Here is a 19,197-nt window from a genome sequence, read left to right as displayed (position 1 = left end):
GATGAGGGGATGAGGGTGCGACCAGGACTGTGCTCGGTGACCTTCCGGCAGCTCGCGCCGGACGAGATCGTGGCGCGCGCCGCGGATGCCGGCCTCGAGGTGATCGAATGGGGCGGCGACGTGCACGTGCCCCCCGGCGACCCCGTCCGGGCGGCCGAGGTCGCCCGGGTGACCACCGAGGCAGGGCTTTCGGTCTGCTCGTACGGCTCGTACTTCCGGGCGGATGCCGATGAGTCGCTCACCCCGATCCTCGACAGCGCCGAGGCGCTGGGCACCGACCGCGTGCGGGTGTGGGCGGGTCGCGTCGACTCCGCCGACGCGACCCCGCAGGAGTACGACCGGATCGTGGCCAGGATGCGGGATGCCGCCGCCGAGGCCGCCGACCGCGGCATCGGCCTGGCCCTTGAGTACCACCGCGGCACGGTCGCCGACACCCCGGATGCCGTGCTGCGACTGCTCGCCGAGGTCGGCAGCCGCGCCCTGACGACGTACTGGCAGCCGTCGGTCGGCGCCCCGGATGCCGTCGCGCTCGCCGAGTTCGATGCGATCGCCGCGCACACCAGCGCCGTGCATGTGTTCTCGTGGTGGCCACAGGCCGAGCGGCTGCGCCTGCACGAGCGGGAGGATCTGTGGACGCGGCTGGCTGCCGCGGCATCCGCTCTGTCGGCCCCACCGCGCGACGCGCTGATCGAGTTCGTGCCGGACGACGATCCGGCCCTGCTCGGGCCGGAAGCGGCGACTCTGCTCCGCTGGCTCGCGGCCTCGGATCGGTAGGCTCTGCTCATGACTGATGCGGTACGACGCGCCTCGACACCCACCCTGCACGACGTCGCGCAGGCGGCCGGCGTCTCGCTCGCCACGGCATCCCGGGTGCTGAACGGCTCGGAGCGCAAGGTGGCCGAGTCGTTCCGTGTCCGTGTCGAGCAGGCGGCTGCCGAGCTCGGGTACATCCCCAACGTCTCGGCGCAGGCGATCGCACGCGGCACCTCGCGGGTGATCGCGCTGCTGGTCGCCGACATCGCCGACCCGTACTTCGGCCTGGTCGCCTCGGGCGTGGCACGCGGCGCCGATGAGGAGGACCTCATCGTCACCGTCGCCATCACCGAACGCGATCCGCAGCGCGAGGCGCGCATCCTGCGGGCCCTGCGCGGTCAGCGTCCGCGCGGCGTGATCCTCGCGGCCTCCCGCGCCGGCGGCAGCGAGGCGGCCACCGGCGAGGAGCTCGCGGCCTTCCGCGCGCTCGGCAGCCGCACCGTCACCTTCGGGCCGGGCGGCGACCGCAGCATCCGCATCGACAACCGCGGCGGCTCCGAGCAGCTCGGCCGCACGATGGCCGGTCTCGGTTACCGCCAGGCGGTCGCGATCGGCGCCGCCGACGGCGTGCGCACCTCAGACGACCGTCTCGCCGGCTTCACCGCCGGGTTCGCCGAGGGCGGCGGCGAGGTCGCCCGCGTCTACCGCGGCACCTTCGAACGCGACTCGGGCGCGGCCGCGATGGCCGAGGCGCTAGCCGACGGCATCGACGAGGGCACCCTCGTCTTCGCGCTCAGCGACGTCGTCGCGATCGGTGCGATGACCGCGATCCGCGATGCCGGACGCTCGGTCGGCGCCGACATCGCCGTGTGCGGCTTCGACGATGTGCCGGTCGCCCGCGACGTCTCGCCGCAGCTGACCACCGTGCACGTGCCGCTCAGCGAGCTCGGCTACGAGGCCTTCCGCGCCACGGTCGACACCGAGTGGGAGCAGGCGCCCATCGCCCTCGAGGTGCGGGTGCGCGCGAGCACCCCTGGCGTCGCCTGATGCGGGTCGTCCTCGCCCCGGACAGCTTCAAGGGCACCATCACCGCCGCGGATGCCGCGCAGGCGCTCGCCGAGGGATGGCGGTCGGTCGACGCGGATGCCGAGATCGCGCTGCGGCCGATGGCCGACGGCGGCGAGGGCACCGTCGCGGCCTTCGAGGCCGCCGTGGCCGGTGCCGAGCGGATGCCGATCGTCGTCGACGGCCCGTCGGGCGCGCCGGTGCGGACGAGCTGGCTGCTGCTGCCGGCATCCGCCGACGCTCCTCGCGGCACGGCCGTGATCGATCTGGCGTCGACCTCGGGGATCGAGCTGCTGGGCGGCGCGGATGCTGGGTCGGGTGGTGGTCTGCGGCCGTGGGATGCCGACTCCTCGGGCTTCGGACAGGCGATCGCCGCGGCCCTCGACCACGGTATCTCGCGGCTCGTGCTGGGCATCGGATCGAGCGCGTCGACCGACGGCGGCACCGGGATGCTGCGCGCCCTGGGCGCCCGCTTCCTCGACGCCGCCGGAGGCGAGACCCCCGCGGGGGCGCGAGGGCTGGCAGAGCTGTCGCGCGTGGACCTCAGCGGCCTGCGGCCGGCGCCCGAGGTGCTCGTGCTCACCGACGTCACCAACCCGCTGACCGGCCCGCGCGGAGCCGCCGAGGTGTTCGGCCCGCAGAAGGGGCTGACGGATGCCGCCGATCGCGCCACCGTGGATGCCGGCCTCGGACGGCTCGCAGCCCTGCTCGAACTCGATGTCGCCGTTCCCGGTGCGGGTGCTGCCGGAGGCGTGGGCGGAGCGCTCGCCGCTTGGGGAGCGCGGCTGCTACCGGGAGCGGGGGAGGTGGCGCGACTGATCGGCCTGGCAGATGCCGTCGCCGGTGCCGACATCGTCATCACGGGCGAGGGGTCGTACGACGGCCAGTCCGGCGACGGCAAGGTGCCCTCGCACGTCGCCATGGCGGCCGCGGATGCCGGCGCCCGCGCGGCCCTGGTCGCAGGACGCATCGCCGAGGATGCGGATGCCGGCCCGTTCGCGGCATCCGTGTCTCTCACCGAGCTCGCCGGCTCTGCGGCATCCGCTCTCGCCGAGCCCGCCCACTGGCTGCGCGAGGCCGGCGCGGTCCTCGCCCGCACCCTCTCCTGACCCGCAGGGTGGGTGGACGGACAGCTGCCCCGTCGCCTTCTCGTTCGCGGGTCTCACTTGGCTGCCTCGACCCTGGATATGCCCGCCATTCGGGACCCGCGGGTGCGCGCGGTCGCGTCCCCTTCCCGTTGAGGTGTCGCGAATGGTGGCCTAGAGGGGTGCTGAGGCCACCAATTGCGACCCGCGAACGCCAGGCAGGTCAGATCGCGTAGTCGTCGGCGGGGTGGTCGCCGAAGGCGGCGAGCTCGCAGAGCAGCTGCACCTCGCTGGGCGACTGCACCGGCAGAAACGCCGCTTCGCGCAGCCGTCGGTTGGTCGCGGTGACCGTGACGTAGCCGCGTCCACCGGTCAGCGCCGCCTCATGCTGGGCGGCCGCGTGCGCGAGCCGGGCCGCCTCGAAACGCAGCCGGGTCACCCGGTGCGCGTCGGCCAGCCGGACGTCCGCCGTGTGCGCGTCGAGATCGGCGGCCAGCTGCGCGTACTGCGCATCCAGCCGACGCTGGAACCCGGCGAGCACGCCGTTCGGCCCCTCCAGCCGCGCCGCCGACTCGGCAAGAGCCCTCCGGGCGAGCCCCAGGCACAGCGCCGCCTGCAGCAGGTAGTGCGTGGCGCGCTGCGCGCCCGCCGCCTGCAGCGAATCGGCCAGCACGGCCTCCGCCGGCACGTGCAGATCGTCGAAGGCGAGCATCGCCGAGCGGGTCGCGTCCAGTGCCAGCAGCCCCTCGACCGCACGGGTCGTGAAGCCCTCCGAGCCCACCCGGGCCGTCAGGATCACGCGCGCCGACTCGTCATCCGAGCCGTCGTCAACGCGGGCAGGGAAGACCACGAGCGTGCCAGGCGCGATGTTCGACGCCCAGGCGATGCGCCCGCTCACGCGGTATCCGCCTGCGCCATCCGGCACGGCGACGGTGGGCACGGTGCCCAGTCCCGCCGACTCCTGCAGAGCGGTGGCCATCGCGATCGATCCGGCCGTCCGGCCCGCGACCAGGTCGCTCAGCAGCTCATCGCGGTCGGGCAGGGCCGAAGCCCGCACGTACTCGGTGACCATGCGGTGCGCCCACAGCGAGAAGGCGGTGCTCATGCATTCGCCGGCGACGGCCGAGAGCAGGGCGACGGTGCCGGTGAGGTCGGCATCCTGCCGATCCACTCCGACCCCGAGCGCGCCCAGCTCGCCGAAGGCGGACAGCGTCGTGGCGAGATCGGCATCCTTCGCGTCGACGGCGGCCGCCGACTCGGCGGCGTGCCGGGCCGAGGCGGCGATCACGTCGACCAGCGCGGCGGTCATGCGCGCACCTGCCGTGCGTCGGCGAGGCGGTGCACGCCCCGCAGGATGCGGTCGAGCAGGAAGCCGAGCACTCCGATCGCGAACATCGTCGCAGCCAGCCCCGAGTAGTCGATGTTGTCGCGCGCGTTGAGGATGGCGTAGCCGAGGCCGTTGGGCACGCCGAGCATCTCGGCCGGCACGAGCACCACCCACGAGATCCCCAGCGCCACCCGGCTCGCGCCGATGGTGGGCGAGGCGAGCGCCGGCAGGGCGGTGGAGCGGAACGCCTCCCACCGGGTCGCGCCCAGCGAGCGGGCCACCTTGCGCAGGCCCGGGTCGAGGGTGCGCACACCGGCGGCGACGCCGAGCACGATCGGCCACACCGCGGCGAGGGCGACCAGCGCGATCACCGCACCGGTGCCTGCGCCGAGCAGCACGATCGCCAGCGGAGCCCACGCCAGCGGCGAGGTCATCCGCAGGAACTGCACGACCGGGTTGACGGCATCCTCCACCGGTGCGCGCGAGCCGAACAGCACACCCAGCGGCACCCCGATGACGATCGCGATGCCGAGCCCGGCGAGCAGGCGCCCGAGCGAGACGGCGATGGCGTCGAGGAACGCGGGGTCCACGGCCAGCCGCGCGAGGGCGTCGAACGTCGTCAGCGGACCCATCTTCGACACCACGGGGTTCGCGGCGAGCAGCACGTCGGCCAGCAGCCACCAGATCACCCCGGTCGCAGCAAGCACGCCCAGGCGCGCGAGCGCCCGGCGTCCGGCACCACGGGCGCGCGAAGGCGCCGGGGTCGAGGGCGGTGCGGGAGAGGCGGATGCTGTGGTCGCCGGCTCTGCGAGGGTCGTCATGGCTGGATCAGCTCCTGTCGCGTCGCCGAGGCGCCGAAGGCGGACAGCCCGCCGGCACCCTCGATCGCCTTGAGATTCACATCGGTGGCCACGAGATCGGCGTGCACGTCGGCCGGCTCGATGCGGTGCAGCCAGTCGGTGTCGGCGTCGATCGCGGTGAGCCGCATCTGCCGCACGAGCTCCTCGGTGTAGCTCGGGTAGGCGTAGGGCTGGAACCCGATGCGGGACTGCTCCCAGTCCGGATGCCGCACGGCATCCTCCTCGACATACGCGTGGTCGTCGTGGTCGATGAGCACCTTCGCGATCGCCGCGGGAGCCTGGGGCAGATAGCCGCCGGCGCTGAGCCGCTCGGCGGCGGCGGCACGGTCGGCCAGGATGCCGCGCTGCGCGGCGACCACGGCATCCGCCGCCCGCTGCGCAAGCGAAGGATCGTCGACGAGCAGATCCTCGCGCACGACCGTGACGCAGCACGCGTGCTCGCGCCACACGTCACCGGTGAACCGCAGGATGCGGCCGATGCCCTGCACCTCGGCGACCGCGCAGAACGGCTCGGCGACGATGTACCCCGACACCGATCCGGCGCCCAGCGCCGTGGGCATGTCGGCGGGGGCGAGCACCACGAGCTGCACGGTGCCGGCGGCGGCATCCGGGGTCTGGTTGATCACGGCCGTGAGGCCGGCGTCCCGCAGCAGCTGCTGCAGCACGACGTTGTGGATCGAGTACCAGCCGGGCACCGCGACCGTGGTGCCGGCGAGCTGGGCGACCTCGGTGATGTGCGGGGCGACCGTGATGGCCGAGCCGTTGACGTGGTTCCAGGCCAGCACCTTCACCGGCACATCGGCCTCGTACCGCAGCTGCATGGCCGCCGGCATCAGTAGATGCACGATGTCGACGCTGCCGGACTGCAGGGCCTCGACCAGCGGAGCCCAGCCGCGGAACAGCGTCGGGCGAGGGGTGCGGATGCCGCGCTTGGCGAACTCGCCGGTGTCATGGGCGAGCAGCAGCGGAGCGGCATCCGTGATGGGCAGGTAGCCGATGCGCAGGGTGTCGGTCGGCTTCTTCGTGACGCCGGCGGCCGGGGCCGCGGTCGCGTCGGCGGGCCGGCGGAATGCGCCGGCGACCACAGGCAGGGCCAGAAGGGCCCCGGCCCCGGCGAGGGTCAGGACCTCGCGTCGGGTGCGGGAGCGGCGGACGGATGCCGGGTCGGCGGATGCTGAGGAGCCGGGCGCGCTGAGGTCGTGGTCGTGGTCGAGGTCGTGCGCGTCGTGGTCGTGGCCGTCGTGGGCGTGCGTCGGGACGTCCTCGGCGAAGCGGGCGAGCAGGGTGCTCTCGAGCGCCGTGTGGTCGCTGCCCTGGTCGCTGCCCTGGGCGGAGAGGATCTCCAGCCCCGGCCGGCCACTGCGGATCACCGCCACCCGGTCGCCGAGCAATGCCGCCTCGGAGAGGTCGTGCGTGACGAGCACCGTGGTGAGCCCGCGCTGCTCGTGCACGCGGCGCAGCCACGCCTGGGCATCCGCGCGGGTGAGCGGGTCGAGGGCCGAGAACGGCTCGTCGAGCAGCAGCAGCGTCGGCTGCGCGGCGACCGCGCGGGCGATGGCGACGCGCTGCGCCTGCCCGCCGGAGAGCTCGTCGGGGAAGCGCTCGGCGAGGCCGCCGATGCCCAGCTGGTCGAGCAGCGCCGCGACTGCGGCATCCGCGTCGTGCGCGTGACCGAGTCCGCTGCCGCCGTTGGCCCGGTACTCCAGGCCGAGCCGCACGTTCTCGGCGGCCGTGCGCCACGGCAGCAGGTGCGGCTCCTGGAAGACGGTGCGAGTCGAGCCGCCGGACTGCTCCGGGCGGATGACGGTGCCGGATGCCGCGGGCAGGAGGCCGGACAGCAGGGCCAGCAGCGTGGACTTGCCGGCGCCAGACGGGCCGACGACCGTGAGCAGCTCGCCCGGTGCGAGCGACAGATTCACGTCCTCGAGCACCAGCGAGGCGCCGCGTGCGACGCTCGCGCCGCGCACCTCGACGACGGCGCCGGTCGGGCGGTCGGACTGAGAGGAATGCGGCATTCTGCCTCCGGGCGGCTGCATGGTCGGGGTGTCGGCGAGCGTAGCAAGCAGACAGACAGGTCTGGCAGGGGGCCGCGACACATTACGACACAGAGACAGGTGCGTGGGTGTCCGACCGCGGCGGACGCGTGGGGCAGGCCGTAGCTCGGACGGCGGCTCGGACGACGGCTCAGACGGCGGCGGTCACCCCGAGCCGGGCGCGCATCATGTCGGCGGCGAGCAGGATCGGCTCGGCGCTGTGTGCGACCTTCGATCCCAGCAGTCCGCCGTCGTAGGCGAGCTGCGCCTCATCGGCGATGCGCTCGGCGTCGTCGCGGCCGGCGAGGGCATCCAGCCACTGTCCGCGCACCCAGTCGCGGTGCTCGCGCACGGCGCGAGCGATCGGCTCGCCCGGGTCGGGGAACTCGACGAGCGCGTTGAGGAAAACGCAGCCGATGAATCCGTCGGCGCTGCTGCGCCGCGCCGCGAGCTCGAAAGAGGCCAGCAGTCGATCGGGGCCGGCGGGCACCGAGCTGATCGCGGCGCGGTACGCCTGCCGGTCGGCGGCATCACGCTGCTCGAGGTGCGCGATGACCAGCGCCTCCTTCGAGCCGAACGCCTGGTACAGCGTCGCCTTGGCGACCTCGGCCTCGGCGAGGATGCGGTCGATGCCGACCGGACGGATGCCCTCACGACAGAACAGTCGGCTGGCGGTCTGCAGCAGCCGGTCGGCAGCGGGAGTCAGGGCGGGCATGACTCCATGTTACGGATGCCGCGCGCGGGATCGGCTACCGTGGACGAACAGACAGGTCTGTCTGCCAGCATCCGCCCTTCCGCTGTTGAGAGGAACACCCATGGCACTCTTTCTCGTCGAGGTCGAGCTCACCGAACCCACCCGCGAAGCCGCCGCATCCGTGATCGACACCGTCGCCGGAGCGTTCGCGACGACCGGCGGCGAGCTCGTCGAGGCGCAGGTTCCGAGCGGCCACGAGCGCGTCTACCTGATCGTCGAGGGCGACGAGTGCGCGGGCGTCGTGCTCGACGCCGAGACACTGCCCGGTGCGGCATCCGTCACCGACATCGTGCCCGTGCGTCTCATCGGCGCGACCGTCGACGAGGTGCGCGCCCGCGGCGCCGCCGCCGGATACCTGGTGGAGTGGGACATCCCCGCCGAGATCACCATGGAGAAGTACCTGGCCGCCAAGAGCGCCAAGACGCCGCTCTACGACACCCTCGACGACGTCGCGTTCCTGCGCACCTACGTGCGCGAGGACACCCAGAAGTGCCTGTGCTTCTACGACGCCGACGACGAGGCCGCCGTGCGCCGCGCCCGGGAGGTCGTGAGCACTCCGATCAGCCGGCTGCACACCCTCGACGCCCAGGCCGCCACGGTCTGACTTCTTCCCACGCGACGTTCATGGTTCGCGGCTCGCTTCAGATGTCGCGAATTGCTGCTTCAGCGCGCGTCAGGCCACCATTTGCGACCCGCGAACCGGGAAGACGCGACTCGAAACCGGCCGGGGCTCAGCCGTTCAGTGCCTCGGTGACGACAGCGCGGGCCTCCTCCTGCACGGTCGCGAGGTGCTCGGAGCCGAGCAGGCTCTCGGCGTACAGCTTGTAGACATCCTCGGTGCCCGAGGGGCGGGCGGCGAACCAGGCGTGCTCGGTCTGCACCTTCAGGCCGCCGATCGCGGCCCCGTTGCCCGGCGCGTGCGAGAGCTTCCCGATGATCGGCTCGCCGGCCAGCTCGGTCGCGGCGACGGCATCCGGGGCCAGCGCGCCCAGCGCCGCCTTCTGCTCCGGCGTCGCCGGGGCGTCGACCCGCTGATAGGTCGAGGCGCCGAAGGCCTCCTCGAGTTCGCGGTAGCGCTCCGACGGGGTCTTGCCGGTGACGGCGATGATCTCGGCGGCCAGCAGGCACAGCAGGATGCCGTCCTTGTCGGTCGACCAGACGCTGCCGTCCATGCGCAGGAACGAGGCTCCGGCCGACTCCTCTCCGCCGAAGGCCACCGAGCCGTCGAGCAGGCCGGGGACGAACCACTTGAACCCGACCGGAACCTCCAGCAGGCGCCGGCCCAGCGACTCGGCGACCCGGTCGATGATCATCGATGAGACGAGCGTCTTGCCGATCGCGGCATCCCGCGGCCACTCGGCACGGTGCGAGAACAGGTAGTCGATCGCGACCGCGAGGTAGTGGTTCGGGTTCATCAGGCCGGCATCCGGGGTGACGATGCCGTGCCGGTCGGCGTCGGCGTCGTTGCCGGTGAGCACGTCGTAGTCGCCGCGCTTGGCGACCAGCGATGCCATGGCGCTCGGTGACGACGGATCCATCCGGATCTTCTCGTCCCAGTCAAGGGTCATGAATCGCCAGGTCGGGTCGACCTCGCGGTTCACGACGGTGAGGTCGATGCCGTGCATCTCGGCGATCAGCGCCCAGTACTCCACCGACGCCCCGCCCATCGGGTCGGCGCCGATGCGCACCCCGGCGCGCTTGATCGCATCGATGTCGATGATCGACGGCAGATCGCGCACGTATGCGTCGCGGAAGTCGTAGCCGTTCAGCGCATCCCAGTCGATGTCGGCGAAGCTCTCGCGCTGCACGCCCTCGAGTCCCGCCTCGATGAGCTCGTTGGCGCGACGGGCGATCCAGCCGGTGGCATCCGTGTCTGCCGGGCCGCCGTGGGGCGGGTTGTACTTGAAGCCGCCGTCGCGAGGCGGGTTGTGGCTCGGGGTGACGACGATGCCGTCGGCGCGGCCGGGGTCGGCGGCATCCCGGCCCCTGTTGTAGGTGAGGATCGCGTGGCTGAGCGCCGGGGTGGGCACCCAGGCGTCGCGGGAGTCGACGCGGACGTCGACGCCGTTCGCGATCAGCACCTCGATCGCGTTGCGCTCGGCCGGCAGCGACAGCGCGTGCGTGTCGCGTCCCAGGAACAGCGGACCCTGGATGCCCTGCTCGCGGCGATAGTCGACGATGGCCTGCGTGGTGGCCAGGATGTGGTCCTCGTTGAAGCTCGACGACAGCGCGGACCCGCGATGGCCACTGGTGCCGAACGTCACCCGCTGCGCGGCGACCGACGGATCGGGATGCCGGTCGTAGTACGCGGCGATCAGCTCGTCGACATCGATGAGGTCCTTTTCCTCCGCGGGGAGGCCTGCACGGCTCGTCATGCTCTCAGTCTGCCGCGCGGGTCGGGGATGCGCATCCTCGGCGTCATGGAGGATGCTGTGCAGCATCCGTCTGTTCCATGCAGCTCACGCGGGAAACTGCGCTTCGCGCGGATCGGATGCCGTATTCCGTCCGCGCGAAGCGCATTTCTCCGCGCGAAGTGCACGGCGAGTATTCACGGCGCGGGGGCACGGATGCCCGGGACTAGAGTGGCCGGGTGACCGAACGCCGCACCTACAGCTATCTGGGCCCTGCCGGAACCTTCACCGAAGCGGCACTCGATCAGGTTCCCGAGGCACGCGGTCACGACTGGCGGCCGGTGCACAACGTCGGCGAGGCGCTCGCCGATGTGCTCGAGGGCCGCAGCGATGCGGCCATGATCGCGATCGAGAACTCCATCGAGGGCGGCGTGACCAACACCCTCGACGGGCTCGCCACGCGACCGGGTCTGCGGATCGTCGGCGAATACCTGGTCAAGGTGAACTTCGTGCTCGTCGCCCCGCGCGGCACCACGCTCGATGACGTGCGCGTGATCGCGGCGCATCCGGTCGCCTATGCGCAGTGCCACAGCTGGCTCGGCGAGCACCTGCCCACGCACGCGCACGTGCCGGCGGCGAGCAATGTGGCCTCCGCGATCGGCGTGCTCGACGGCACCCTGCCCGCGCAGGCGGCGATCGCCGCCCCCGGCATCGTGCACCACCATGACGTCGAGGTGCTGGCCGAGCAGATCGGCGACAGCGACAACGCCGTGACGCGCTTCGTGCTGGTCTCGCGCACGGTCGCACCTGGCGAGCCCACCGGGGCCGACAAGACCTCGCTCATCGTCGAGCTGCCCGATGACCGCCCCGGTGCCCTGCTCGAGATGCTCGAGCAGTTCTCCACCCGCGGCATCAACCTGTCACTGCTGCAGTCCCGCCCGATCGGCGACGAGCTGGGCCGGTACCGCTTCGTGATCGACGCCGACGGGCACATCCACGACGAGCGCATGGCCGACGCGCTGCTCGGCATCCGTCGTTTCAGCCCCCGCGTCGTCTTCCTCGGCTCGTACCCGCGCGCCGACCGCCGCATCGTGCAGTACCCCGATCACTACGCCGACGAGATCTTCGTCGAGGCCCGTGACTGGCTGCGCGGCCTGATCGCCGGCGAGCCCGACGAGGTGTGACTTCCCGGCCCGCACCTCAGCGGGCGAGCAGTTCCAGGGTGCGGATGCGCCCGGGGGTCGCGTCCAGCGGCTCGGCGTCGTAGGAACCGGCCACCGGCGAGATCATGATCTCGTCGACACCGTGCTGCGCCGCGAAAGCGGCCAGCTCCGACCGCACGTCGGGTCCCGAGCCGACGAACCACGACGAGCGGATGCCGTCGATCAGGGTCTGCTCCTCGGCATCCGCCGCATCCGCCAGACCCTGGGCTGCCTGCTCGACCGTCTCGAGGGCGATCATCGGCTGGTTGCGGCGCAGCCGCGCCATCATCCGCAGCTGCGGCAGAGCACGGGCGTGCGCCTCGTCGGCGGTCTCGGCCGCGACGACGTTCGCGGTGAGGAACGTGCGCGGCTCGGCCAGCGTCTCGCCGGCCCGGAACCCCGACCGGTACAGATCGAGTGCGCGCTGCAGGCCGTGACCGGCGAAGTGGTTGGCGAACACGTACGGCAGACCGAGGGATGCCGCGAGCTGCGCGGAGTAGTCGCTCGACCCGAGCAGCCAGATCTCGGGGGCCGAGGACGCCCCGGGCGTCGCCCGCACGGTGTACTCGCCGCCGCTGGTGAACTGCACGGTCGCGCCGGAGGGGCGCACCATGAGCGCGATGTCCTGCACGTGGGAGGGGAACCGCTCGACCTCGCCCGCGGCACCGGAGGCGCGCAGCAGCTGCGTGATCACGGGGTCGCTGCCGGGTGCCCGTCCGATGCCGAGGTCGATGCGTCCGGGTGCGATCGCCTCGAGCGCCGCGAACTGCTCGGCGACGATGAGGGGAGCGTGGTTGGGCAGCATCACGCCGCCCGAGCCGACGCGGATGCCGCGGGTGCGCGCGGCCGCGGCCGCGATGAGCACCGGGGGAGAGGTGGATGCCACCGAGGGCATGTTGTGGTGCTCGGCGAACCAGTAGCGTCGCAGGCCCAGCTCGTCGGCGCGCTGCGCGAGCGCCATCGATGCCGTCATCGCCTGAGCGCTGGTCTGACCCGTGCGCACCGGCACGAGATCGAGGACGGAGAGGGCGGGGGCGGTCTCGGAGAGTGTCATCGCCGGGTGCAACGCCGCCTCGCGCACGGGCATTCCGGCACGGGCATTCCGGATGCCGCCACGCAGCCCGGTCCGCCGGCGTGATCGCCTTCGCCGCCCGCGCGCCGGTAAGGTGTCGTCGTGGCATCACAACGGCGTCCTCCTGGCTCTCAGGCTTCATTGCGTGAAGCCAATCGGCGTCGAGTCGTCGCTGCGATCAAGAAGCAGGGCAGCCTCACCCAGGTCGAGCTCGCGGCCGTGACCGGCCTGTCTGCGGCATCCGTCTCGAACATCGTCAAAGAGCTGTCCACGGCGGGGGTGCTCCGCACCACACCCAGCATCCGCAGCGGCCGCCGCGCCACCCTCGTCTCGTTCGCCCGCGCGGTCGGCCTGGTCGCCGGCATCCACGTCGCCGCCCGCCATCTGCGCGTCGTCGTCGCCGACGTGAACGGCACCGTGCTCGGCGAGAACCACATGCCGCTGGCCCGTGATCACCGCGCCGACAACGAGCTCGACCGGGCGTCGCTCCTGCTCTCGGACATCCTCACCAACATGGAGTCGGGCATCGACGAGCTGCGCGGTGTCGGCGTCGCCGTCTCGGCGCCCATCGACCGCGCCACCGGCCGGGTCGCCGGCCGCGGCATCCTGCGCGGGTGGACCGGCGTCGACATCGTCGACGTCGTGCACCGGCGATTGCGCCAGCCCGTCTTCCTCGACAACGCGTCGAACCTCGCGGCCCTCGCCGAGACCCGCCTCGGCGCGGGGCGCGGCAAGCAGAACGTGATCTTCCTCGACGTCGGCGAGGGCATCGGCGCCGGGCTCGTGCTCGAGGGCCGGGTGCTGCGCGGCCACAACGGCACCGCCGGAGAACTGGGCCACACGGTCATCCTCGAGGACGGCCCGCTGTGCCGGTGCGGCAACCGCGGATGCCTCGAGGCGATCGCCGGCGGCCCCGCGATCCTCGAGAGGCTCGGCGACGCCGGCGGGATCACGAAGATCGGCGACGTGGTCGTGCGGGCGATGGCCAACGACCCCGACTGCATCCGCGCACTCGCCGACGCCGGGCGGCACATCGGCGTGGCCGCGGGCAACCTCTGCAACCTCTTCGACCCCGAGCGGATCGTCGTCGGCGGCGACCTGGCCAGGGCGGGGGAGCTGCTGCTCGGGCCGATCCGCCTCGCGATGGAGAACACGGTGCTCGTCTCGGGTGACGCCGTGCCCGACGTCGTGCAGGGGCAGCTGGGTCCGGATGCCGCGGCGCGCGGCGCCGCCGTGCGGGTGATCGACGAGATGAACGTCCGGGATGCCGCCCTATGACCGATCGTTGAATTCAAGTCTTGACGTCAAGGCGTGAATCCTGCAATGCTCAGGTGGTCGCCAAGGTGGTCGGCACAGCAATGGAGGATTCGATGAAGAAGACGACTCGTCGGGCTCTGGTGCTCAGCACCGCGCTCGCTCTCTCTGTGAGCATGCTCACGGCATGCTCCAACGCCACGCAGACGGGTGGTGACGCGCCCTCCGGCTCGGACGACGACGGCGCCGCGACCATCGGACTGCTGCTTCCCGACAACGTCACCGAGCGCTACGCCGCCGCCGACAAGCCCTACTTCGAAGAGCGCGTCGCCGAGCTGTGCGACGACTGCGAGGTGCTCTACGCCAACGCCGACGGCGACGCGGCCAAGCAGCAGCAGCAGGCCGAGTCGATGCTCACGCAGGGCGTCGACGTGCTGGTGCTCGACCCGTTCGACGGCAAGGCCGCCGCGGCGATCGTCAACCAGGCCAAGGCGAAGAGCATCCCGGTCATCTCCTACGACCGCCTGATCGACAGCGCCGACGTCTCGTACTACGTCTCGTTCGACAACGAGAAGGTCGGAGAGCTGCAGGCGCAGGCGCTGGTCGACCGCATGAAGGAGCTCGGCCTGCCCGAGGACTCCGGCATCATCATGGTCAACGGCTCGCCCACCGACCCGAACGCCGCCCAGTTCAAGAAGGGCGCGCACAACATCATCGACGCGTCCGGGCTGACGGTGCTCGCCGAGTTCGACACCCCCGGCTGGGAGCCGCCGAAGGCGCAGGACTGGGTCGCCGGTCAGGTGACGAAGTTCGGTGACGACATCACCGGCGTCTACGACGCCAACGACGACACCGCAGGCGGCGCGATCGCCGCGCTCAAGGCCGGCGGCATCGACCCGCTGCCGCCCGTCACCGGTCAGGATGCTGCGCTGTCCGGCATCCAGCGCATCCTCTCGGGTGACCAGTACATGACCGTCTACAAGGCGTTCAAGCCCGAGGCGTACAAGGCCGCCGAGCTGGCCGTCGCGCTGAGCGAGGGCGAGCAGCCCGAGGCGGATGCCACGGCCGACACCGCCAGCGGAGCCAGCATCCCGTCGTTCCTGCTGACCCCGGTCGCCGTCACCGTCGACAACATCAAGGACACGGTCGTCGCCGACGGCCTGTACACGATCGACCAGATCTGCACCGCGGCGTACGCTGACGCGTGCGCTGAACACGGCCTGAAGTGACCCCATCCGTGGTGCCGGCGGTCCGCCGCCGGCACCACGGCCACACAGCGAAGGAGCCGCAGTGGCTTTAGCATCCGATCTCGACGAGCAGCACGACACCGTGCGCGAACCCGTGCTCTCGATGAGAGGAATCTCGAAGGGCTTCGGCGCCGTGCGGGCGCTGACCGACATCGACCTCGACGTCTACGCCGGCGAGGTCGTCGCGCTTGTCGGCGACAACGGCGCGGGCAAGTCGACCCTGGTGAAGATCCTCGCCGGCGTCCACCCGGCAGACAGCGGCACCATCAGCTTCGCCGGCGCTCCGGTGTCGATCCCCTCGCCGACCGAGTCGCGCGAGCTGGGGATCGCGACCGTGTTCCAGGACCTGGCGCTGTGCGACAACCTCGATGTCGTCGCGAACCTGTTCCTGGGGCGCGAGCCCGGCCGCACCATCATGGACGAAGAGCTCATGGAGCAGCAGGCGTGGGAGCTGCTGCGCCAGCTCTCGGCGAAGATCCCCTCGGTGCGGATCGCCGTCGCCTCGCTCTCGGGCGGCCAGCGCCAGACCGTCGCCATCGCCCGCTCGCTGATCGGTGAACCGCGCATCGTCATCCTCGACGAGCCCACCGCGGCACTGGGCGTGGCGCAGACCGCCGAGGTGCTCAACCTCATCGAGCGGCTGCGCGAGCGGGGGCTGGGCGTCATCCTCATCAGCCACAACATGGCCGACGTGCAGGCCGTGGCCGACCGCGTGGCGGTGCTGCGCCTCGGACGCAACAACGGCGTGTTCCGCACGTCGGATGTCAGCTACGAGGACATCGTCGCCGCGATCACCGGCGCCACTGACAACCCGGTCAGCACCCGCGCCGCGTCGCGCGCCGAGGAGGAGGACTCCCGATGAGCCAGCCCGTGAAGGACAACTCCATGCCCACGACCCGTGCGGTCGACCTGCAGGATGAGCGACTCGTCCGCGGCGAGGGCATCCGCGGCGCCGTCTCGGCGTTCGGCACCCGCATCCGCACCGGCGACCTCGGATCGCTGCCGATCTTCCTGGGGCTCATCCTCATCTGGATCGTCTTCCAGCTGCTGAACCCGAACTTCCTCTCGGCCGACAACCTCGTCAACCTCACTATGCAGTGCGCGGCGCTTGGCACCATCGCCCTCGGCGTGGTCGTGGTGCTGCTGGTCGCGCAGATCGACCTGTCGATCGGTTCGCTCAGTGGGCTCGCATCTGCGATCCTCGGCGTCACGTTCGTGAACCAGGGCTGGCCGATCTGGACGGCGATCCTGCTCGCCCTGGTCGTGGGTGCGGCGATCGGCTTCCTGTACGGGTTCCTGTTCACGCGGTTCGGGGTGCCGACGTTCGTTGTCACCCTCGCGGGACTGCTCGGCTTCCTCGGCCTGCAGCTGTGGATCCTCGGCCCCACCGGCACGATCAACCTGCCCTACTCGTCGTGGCTGGTGCAGTTCGCGACCTCGTGGTTCCTGCCGCCGTGGCTGGCCTACCTGATCGCAGGGCTCGCCGTGATCGGCATCGTGCTCAGCGACCTGAGCCGGGCCCGCCGCCGCGCGCAGTCCGGCCTGTCGACCGGCCCGGTCTCGCTGATCATCGTCAAGGCCGTGGTCATCGCGCTCGCTGCGGCCGCCGCGATCACGTACCTCGCCACCAACCGCGGTGTCGGCGTGATGTTCCTCGTGTTCGTGGTGCTCGTCGCCGTGATGGCATCCGTGCTCACCCGCACCCGCTGGGGACGCTGGATCTACGCGGTCGGCGGCAACGAAGAGGCCGCGCGCCGCGCCGGCATCAACGTGCGGGCGATCTACATCTCCGCGCTCATGGTCGGCACCGTGCTCGCCTCGCTCGGCGGCCTGATGGCCGCGGCGCGCCTGACGGCCGCGAGCATCTCGAGCGGTGGCGGCACCACGAACCTCGTCGCGATCGCCGCGGCCGTCATCGGCGGCACGAGCCTGTTCGGCGGACGCGGCTCGGCGTGGTCGGCGATGCTCGGCATCTTCGTGATCCAGTCGATCGACAACGGCCTCACGCTGCTGAGCCTGGACTCGTCGGTGCGGTTCATGGTCACCGGAGGCGTGCTGCTGCTCGCGGTGATCATCGATTCGCTGTCGCGGAGGTCGAGAGCCCAGCACGGCCAATCCTGACGATGGCGTTCGCCCGCGGTGCTGGAGGGCACCGCGGGCGTTCGCCTGTTCTGGGGCTTCTGCCGGCGGGCTCTGTACTGCGTGTGAGGGGCTTGACCGGCGGCATCCGGCGGCGTAGGCCGGGAGGATGAGCAGGTTCGCAGATCGAGTGGATGCCGGCCGGCGGCTCGCCCGCCGGCTCGCCGAACGCGTCGCCGAGGCGCCGGATGCCTTCGCCGACCCGGTCGTGCTCGGGCTGCCGCGCGGAGGTGTGCCCGTGGCAGCCGAGGTCGCGCGCGAGCTGGCGGCGCCGCTGGACGTGCTGATCGTCCGCAAGGTCGGGGCGCCCGGTCAGGAGGAGGTCGCGATGGGCGCGGTGGGGGAGTCGGATGCCGTGGTCCGCAACGACCATGTCATCCGGATCGTCGGCATCTCGGCGCAGGCGCTCGCTGCCGCCGAAGACCGCAAGCGCGCGGAGGTGGCGAAACGGGCGGAGCTGTTCCGCCGCGGCCGCTCGGCCGTGCCGCTGGAGGGACGCACCGCGATCATCGTGGACGACGGCATCGCGACCGGTGCGACCGTGCGTGCTGCGTGCGCGATCGCCGCGGCGCGCGGAGCCGCGCGGGTCGTGGTGGCCGTCCCGGTGGCGGCACCCGACGTGCTGGACGACCTGGCCGAGGCGGACGAGGTGATCTGCCTGCTCGCCCCGGCCGGGTTCATGGCCGTCGGCATGCACTACGTCGACTTCCACCAGACCGAGGATGCCGAGGTCGTGCGGCTGCTCGCCGCCGCATCGGCTTGACCCCGTTCCCTCGAGACTTGCGTTCCAGCACCAGACTTGGCTTCCTGCGTGCAGTCTCGTGCTGGAACGCAAGTCTCGCCGGTCCTATCTGCTCGGCGAGGGGGCGGGTGGCGGGCGCTCAGATGGTGGTGAGCTCGCGGGCGGTGGCGGTGCGCAGTTCGCTGAGCACCTCCCAGCGGGCGCTGTAGCCGTGGTCGTCGAGTGTCTCGAGCAGGCGCCGATCGTCGGCGTCGAGGCCATCGCGCGCCGCTTCGCGCAGCAGGTCGTCCTTCGTCGCCGGGTACTCCATCTCGGCGAGGAAGTGCTCCAGGGGGAATGACAGTGACATGTCTGCTCCTTCGCGGGGATCGGATGAGGGGAGCGCCCCGGGAGGGACGCTCCCCGCGGGATCAGGCGTCGATGGCCTCGCGGCCGCCCGTGGACTCCACCGTGATGCGACGCGGCTTGGCGCGCTCGCTGACCGGGATGATCACCGACAGCACCCCGCTGTCATAGGACGCGCTGATGCCGTCGAGATCGATCCCGTCGCCGAGCGTGAACTGACGGAAGTAGTGACCCGTGCCGCGCTCGCGCGCGATCCACTGCAGCCCCTCGCCGCTGCCTGCCGTGCGCTTGGCCCTGATGGACAGCTGTGAGCCGTCGAGGTCGACGTCGATCGAACCGGGGTCAGCGCCCGGGATGTCGGCGTGCAGCACGTAGCGGTCGCCGTCGCGGTACAGGTCGACCGGCATCACGCGCGGAGCGCGTACGGAGTCCAGCACGCTCGCAGCGAATCGATCGAGCTGACTGATCGGGTCGAGGGTCATTGCCATGGTGTTCTCCTTTCACTCTGCGCCGCCAAGGGCGGCTCTTCGATTGCCCCTGCAGATTATCTGCATCCTGGGATGTATATTTATAACTCCATCACGTGGAGATCTCAACCCCCGGAAGGAAGCGAATGGCCGAGCGCGATCCCGCGACCCCGCTGTACGGCATCGCCGTCGCGGCGGCGCTCGTCGACCTTCCGGAGGCGACGCTGCGCCTGTACGAGCGCCGTGGACTTCTCACCCCGTTCCGAAGCGACGGCGGCACGCGACGGTACAGCGAGGATGACATCGATCGCCTGCGCCGCGTCGGTGAACTCCGGGATGCTGGGGTGAACCTCGCGGGCATCGGGCGCGTGCTCGACCTGGAGGACGAGAACGGCGACCTGCGGCGCGAGCTCGCGGAGCAGCACGGCGAGGAGTGACCGTCCGTCATGCGACGAGCGCCCCGCCCCGGGGAGGGGCGAGGCGCTCGTTGCGGAGAGGATG

19 protein-coding genes are annotated in these 19,197 nt (G+C 71.6%); 11 read left to right on the top strand and 8 right to left on the bottom strand.

What is annotated here, in order from left to right; all coding sequences use genetic code 11:
• The first annotated feature begins 9 nt into the window (after positions 1-9).
• The 3 genes from H7694_RS13580 to H7694_RS13570 are packed head-to-tail and all read left to right on the top strand — an operon-like array spanning position 10 to position 2,927.
• A complete protein-coding gene (locus tag H7694_RS13580; protein ID WP_193596996.1) occupies positions 10-774 on the top strand; it encodes a sugar phosphate isomerase/epimerase family protein in 765 nt (254 codons plus the stop codon).
• A gap of 9 nt (positions 775-783) precedes the next feature.
• Entirely contained in the window at positions 784-1,800 is a 1,017-nt protein-coding gene (locus H7694_RS13575) for a LacI family DNA-binding transcriptional regulator (RefSeq protein ID WP_193596995.1), read from the top strand.
• Complete coding sequence (locus tag H7694_RS13570; protein WP_193596994.1) at positions 1,800-2,927, top strand: glycerate kinase; 1,128 nt, start codon at positions 1,800-1,802, stop codon at positions 2,925-2,927. The genes H7694_RS13575 and H7694_RS13570 overlap by 1 nt, the downstream gene beginning before the upstream one ends.
• A 199-nt stretch (positions 2,928-3,126) precedes the next feature.
• Here H7694_RS13570 and H7694_RS13565 read toward each other — a convergent pair whose 3' ends face one another.
• The 4 genes from H7694_RS13565 to H7694_RS13550 all read right to left on the bottom strand — a co-directional run bounded on the left by H7694_RS13565 (position 3,127) and on the right by H7694_RS13550 (position 7,838).
• Positions 3,127-4,212 carry an acyl-CoA dehydrogenase family protein gene (locus H7694_RS13565; RefSeq protein WP_193596993.1) on the bottom strand — a complete coding sequence of 362 codons (1,086 nt, stop codon included), beginning with the start codon at positions 4,210-4,212 and terminating at the stop codon, positions 3,127-3,129.
• Positions 4,209-5,051, bottom strand: a complete 843-nt coding sequence (locus H7694_RS13560) for an ABC transporter permease (RefSeq protein ID WP_193596992.1) — start codon at positions 5,049-5,051, stop codon at positions 4,209-4,211. The genes H7694_RS13565 and H7694_RS13560 overlap by 4 nt, the downstream gene beginning before the upstream one ends.
• Positions 5,048-7,105 carry an ABC transporter substrate-binding protein gene (locus tag H7694_RS13555; protein ID WP_193596991.1) on the bottom strand — a complete coding sequence of 686 codons (2,058 nt, stop codon included), beginning with the start codon at positions 7,103-7,105 and terminating at the stop codon, positions 5,048-5,050. The genes H7694_RS13560 and H7694_RS13555 overlap by 4 nt, the downstream gene beginning before the upstream one ends.
• Before the next feature lie 169 nt (positions 7,106-7,274).
• Positions 7,275-7,838 carry a TetR/AcrR family transcriptional regulator gene (locus H7694_RS13550; RefSeq protein WP_193596990.1) on the bottom strand — a complete coding sequence of 188 codons (564 nt, stop codon included), beginning with the start codon at positions 7,836-7,838 and terminating at the stop codon, positions 7,275-7,277.
• A gap of 100 nt (positions 7,839-7,938) precedes the next feature.
• Here H7694_RS13550 and H7694_RS13545 point away from each other — a divergent pair, with 100 nt between their 5' ends.
• Positions 7,939-8,481: a DUF4242 domain-containing protein gene (locus H7694_RS13545; protein WP_193596989.1), complete on the top strand. Its 543-nt coding sequence runs from the start codon at positions 7,939-7,941 to the stop codon at positions 8,479-8,481.
• A 127-nt stretch (positions 8,482-8,608) separates the two neighbouring features.
• Here H7694_RS13545 and pgm read toward each other — a convergent pair whose 3' ends face one another.
• Complete coding sequence (pgm, locus tag H7694_RS13540; RefSeq protein WP_193596988.1) at positions 8,609-10,252, bottom strand: phosphoglucomutase (alpha-D-glucose-1,6-bisphosphate-dependent); 1,644 nt, start codon at positions 10,250-10,252, stop codon at positions 8,609-8,611.
• Positions 10,253-10,467: 215 nt separating this feature from the next.
• Here pgm and pheA point away from each other — a divergent pair, with 215 nt between their 5' ends.
• Positions 10,468-11,412, top strand: a complete 945-nt coding sequence (gene pheA, locus H7694_RS13535) for a prephenate dehydratase (RefSeq protein ID WP_193596987.1) — start codon at positions 10,468-10,470, stop codon at positions 11,410-11,412.
• Positions 11,413-11,428: 16 nt separating this feature from the next.
• On the opposite strand, the gene H7694_RS13530 is transcribed toward pheA, so the two are convergent.
• Positions 11,429-12,484 (bottom strand): LLM class flavin-dependent oxidoreductase, encoded by a 1,056-nt coding sequence (locus H7694_RS13530; RefSeq protein ID WP_193596986.1) that lies wholly within the window; start codon positions 12,482-12,484, stop codon positions 11,429-11,431.
• A gap of 159 nt (positions 12,485-12,643) precedes the next feature.
• On the opposite strand from H7694_RS13530, the gene H7694_RS13525 reads away from it, so the two are divergent.
• The 5 genes from H7694_RS13525 (at position 12,644) to H7694_RS13505 (ending at position 17,905) form a co-directional block, all read left to right on the top strand.
• Positions 12,644-13,780 (top strand): ROK family transcriptional regulator, encoded by a 1,137-nt coding sequence (locus H7694_RS13525; protein WP_227468129.1) that lies wholly within the window; start codon positions 12,644-12,646, stop codon positions 13,778-13,780.
• 92 nt (positions 13,781-13,872) lie between these two features.
• Entirely contained in the window at positions 13,873-14,985 is a 1,113-nt protein-coding gene (locus tag H7694_RS13520; RefSeq protein WP_193596984.1) for a sugar ABC transporter substrate-binding protein, read from the top strand.
• A gap of 121 nt (positions 14,986-15,106) precedes the next feature.
• Positions 15,107-15,865 carry an ATP-binding cassette domain-containing protein gene (locus H7694_RS13515; protein ID WP_193599230.1) on the top strand — a complete coding sequence of 253 codons (759 nt, stop codon included), beginning with the start codon at positions 15,107-15,109 and terminating at the stop codon, positions 15,863-15,865.
• Complete coding sequence (locus H7694_RS13510; RefSeq protein ID WP_193596983.1) at positions 15,862-17,124, top strand: sugar ABC transporter permease; 1,263 nt, start codon at positions 15,862-15,864, stop codon at positions 17,122-17,124. Before H7694_RS13515 ends, H7694_RS13510 begins: the two co-directional genes overlap by 4 nt.
• A 127-nt stretch (positions 17,125-17,251) precedes the next feature.
• Complete coding sequence (locus H7694_RS13505; RefSeq protein ID WP_193596982.1) at positions 17,252-17,905, top strand: phosphoribosyltransferase; 654 nt, start codon at positions 17,252-17,254, stop codon at positions 17,903-17,905.
• A gap of 118 nt (positions 17,906-18,023) precedes the next feature.
• Here the strand turns inward: H7694_RS13505 and H7694_RS13500 are convergent, their stop codons facing one another.
• The gene (locus H7694_RS13500; RefSeq protein WP_193596981.1) at positions 18,024-18,233 is read right to left on the bottom strand and encodes a DUF2795 domain-containing protein; all 210 of its coding nucleotides are present in this window, start codon (positions 18,231-18,233) and stop codon (positions 18,024-18,026) included.
• 61 nt (positions 18,234-18,294) lie between these two features.
• Complete coding sequence (locus H7694_RS13495; protein WP_193596980.1) at positions 18,295-18,717, bottom strand: Hsp20/alpha crystallin family protein; 423 nt, start codon at positions 18,715-18,717, stop codon at positions 18,295-18,297.
• Between the two features lie 125 nt (positions 18,718-18,842).
• Between H7694_RS13495 and H7694_RS13490 the strand changes: the two genes are divergently transcribed.
• Positions 18,843-19,133: a MerR family transcriptional regulator gene (locus H7694_RS13490; protein ID WP_193596979.1), complete on the top strand. Its 291-nt coding sequence runs from the start codon at positions 18,843-18,845 to the stop codon at positions 19,131-19,133.
• Positions 19,134-19,197: the final 64 nt, after the last annotated feature.

This window comes from Microbacterium sp. YJN-G (genome assembly GCF_015040615.1).
Taxonomy (GTDB): domain Bacteria; phylum Actinomycetota; class Actinomycetes; order Actinomycetales; family Microbacteriaceae; genus Microbacterium.
Note: the sequence above shows the minus strand (reverse complement) of the source record. Positions and strands in the feature narration are given on the sequence as shown.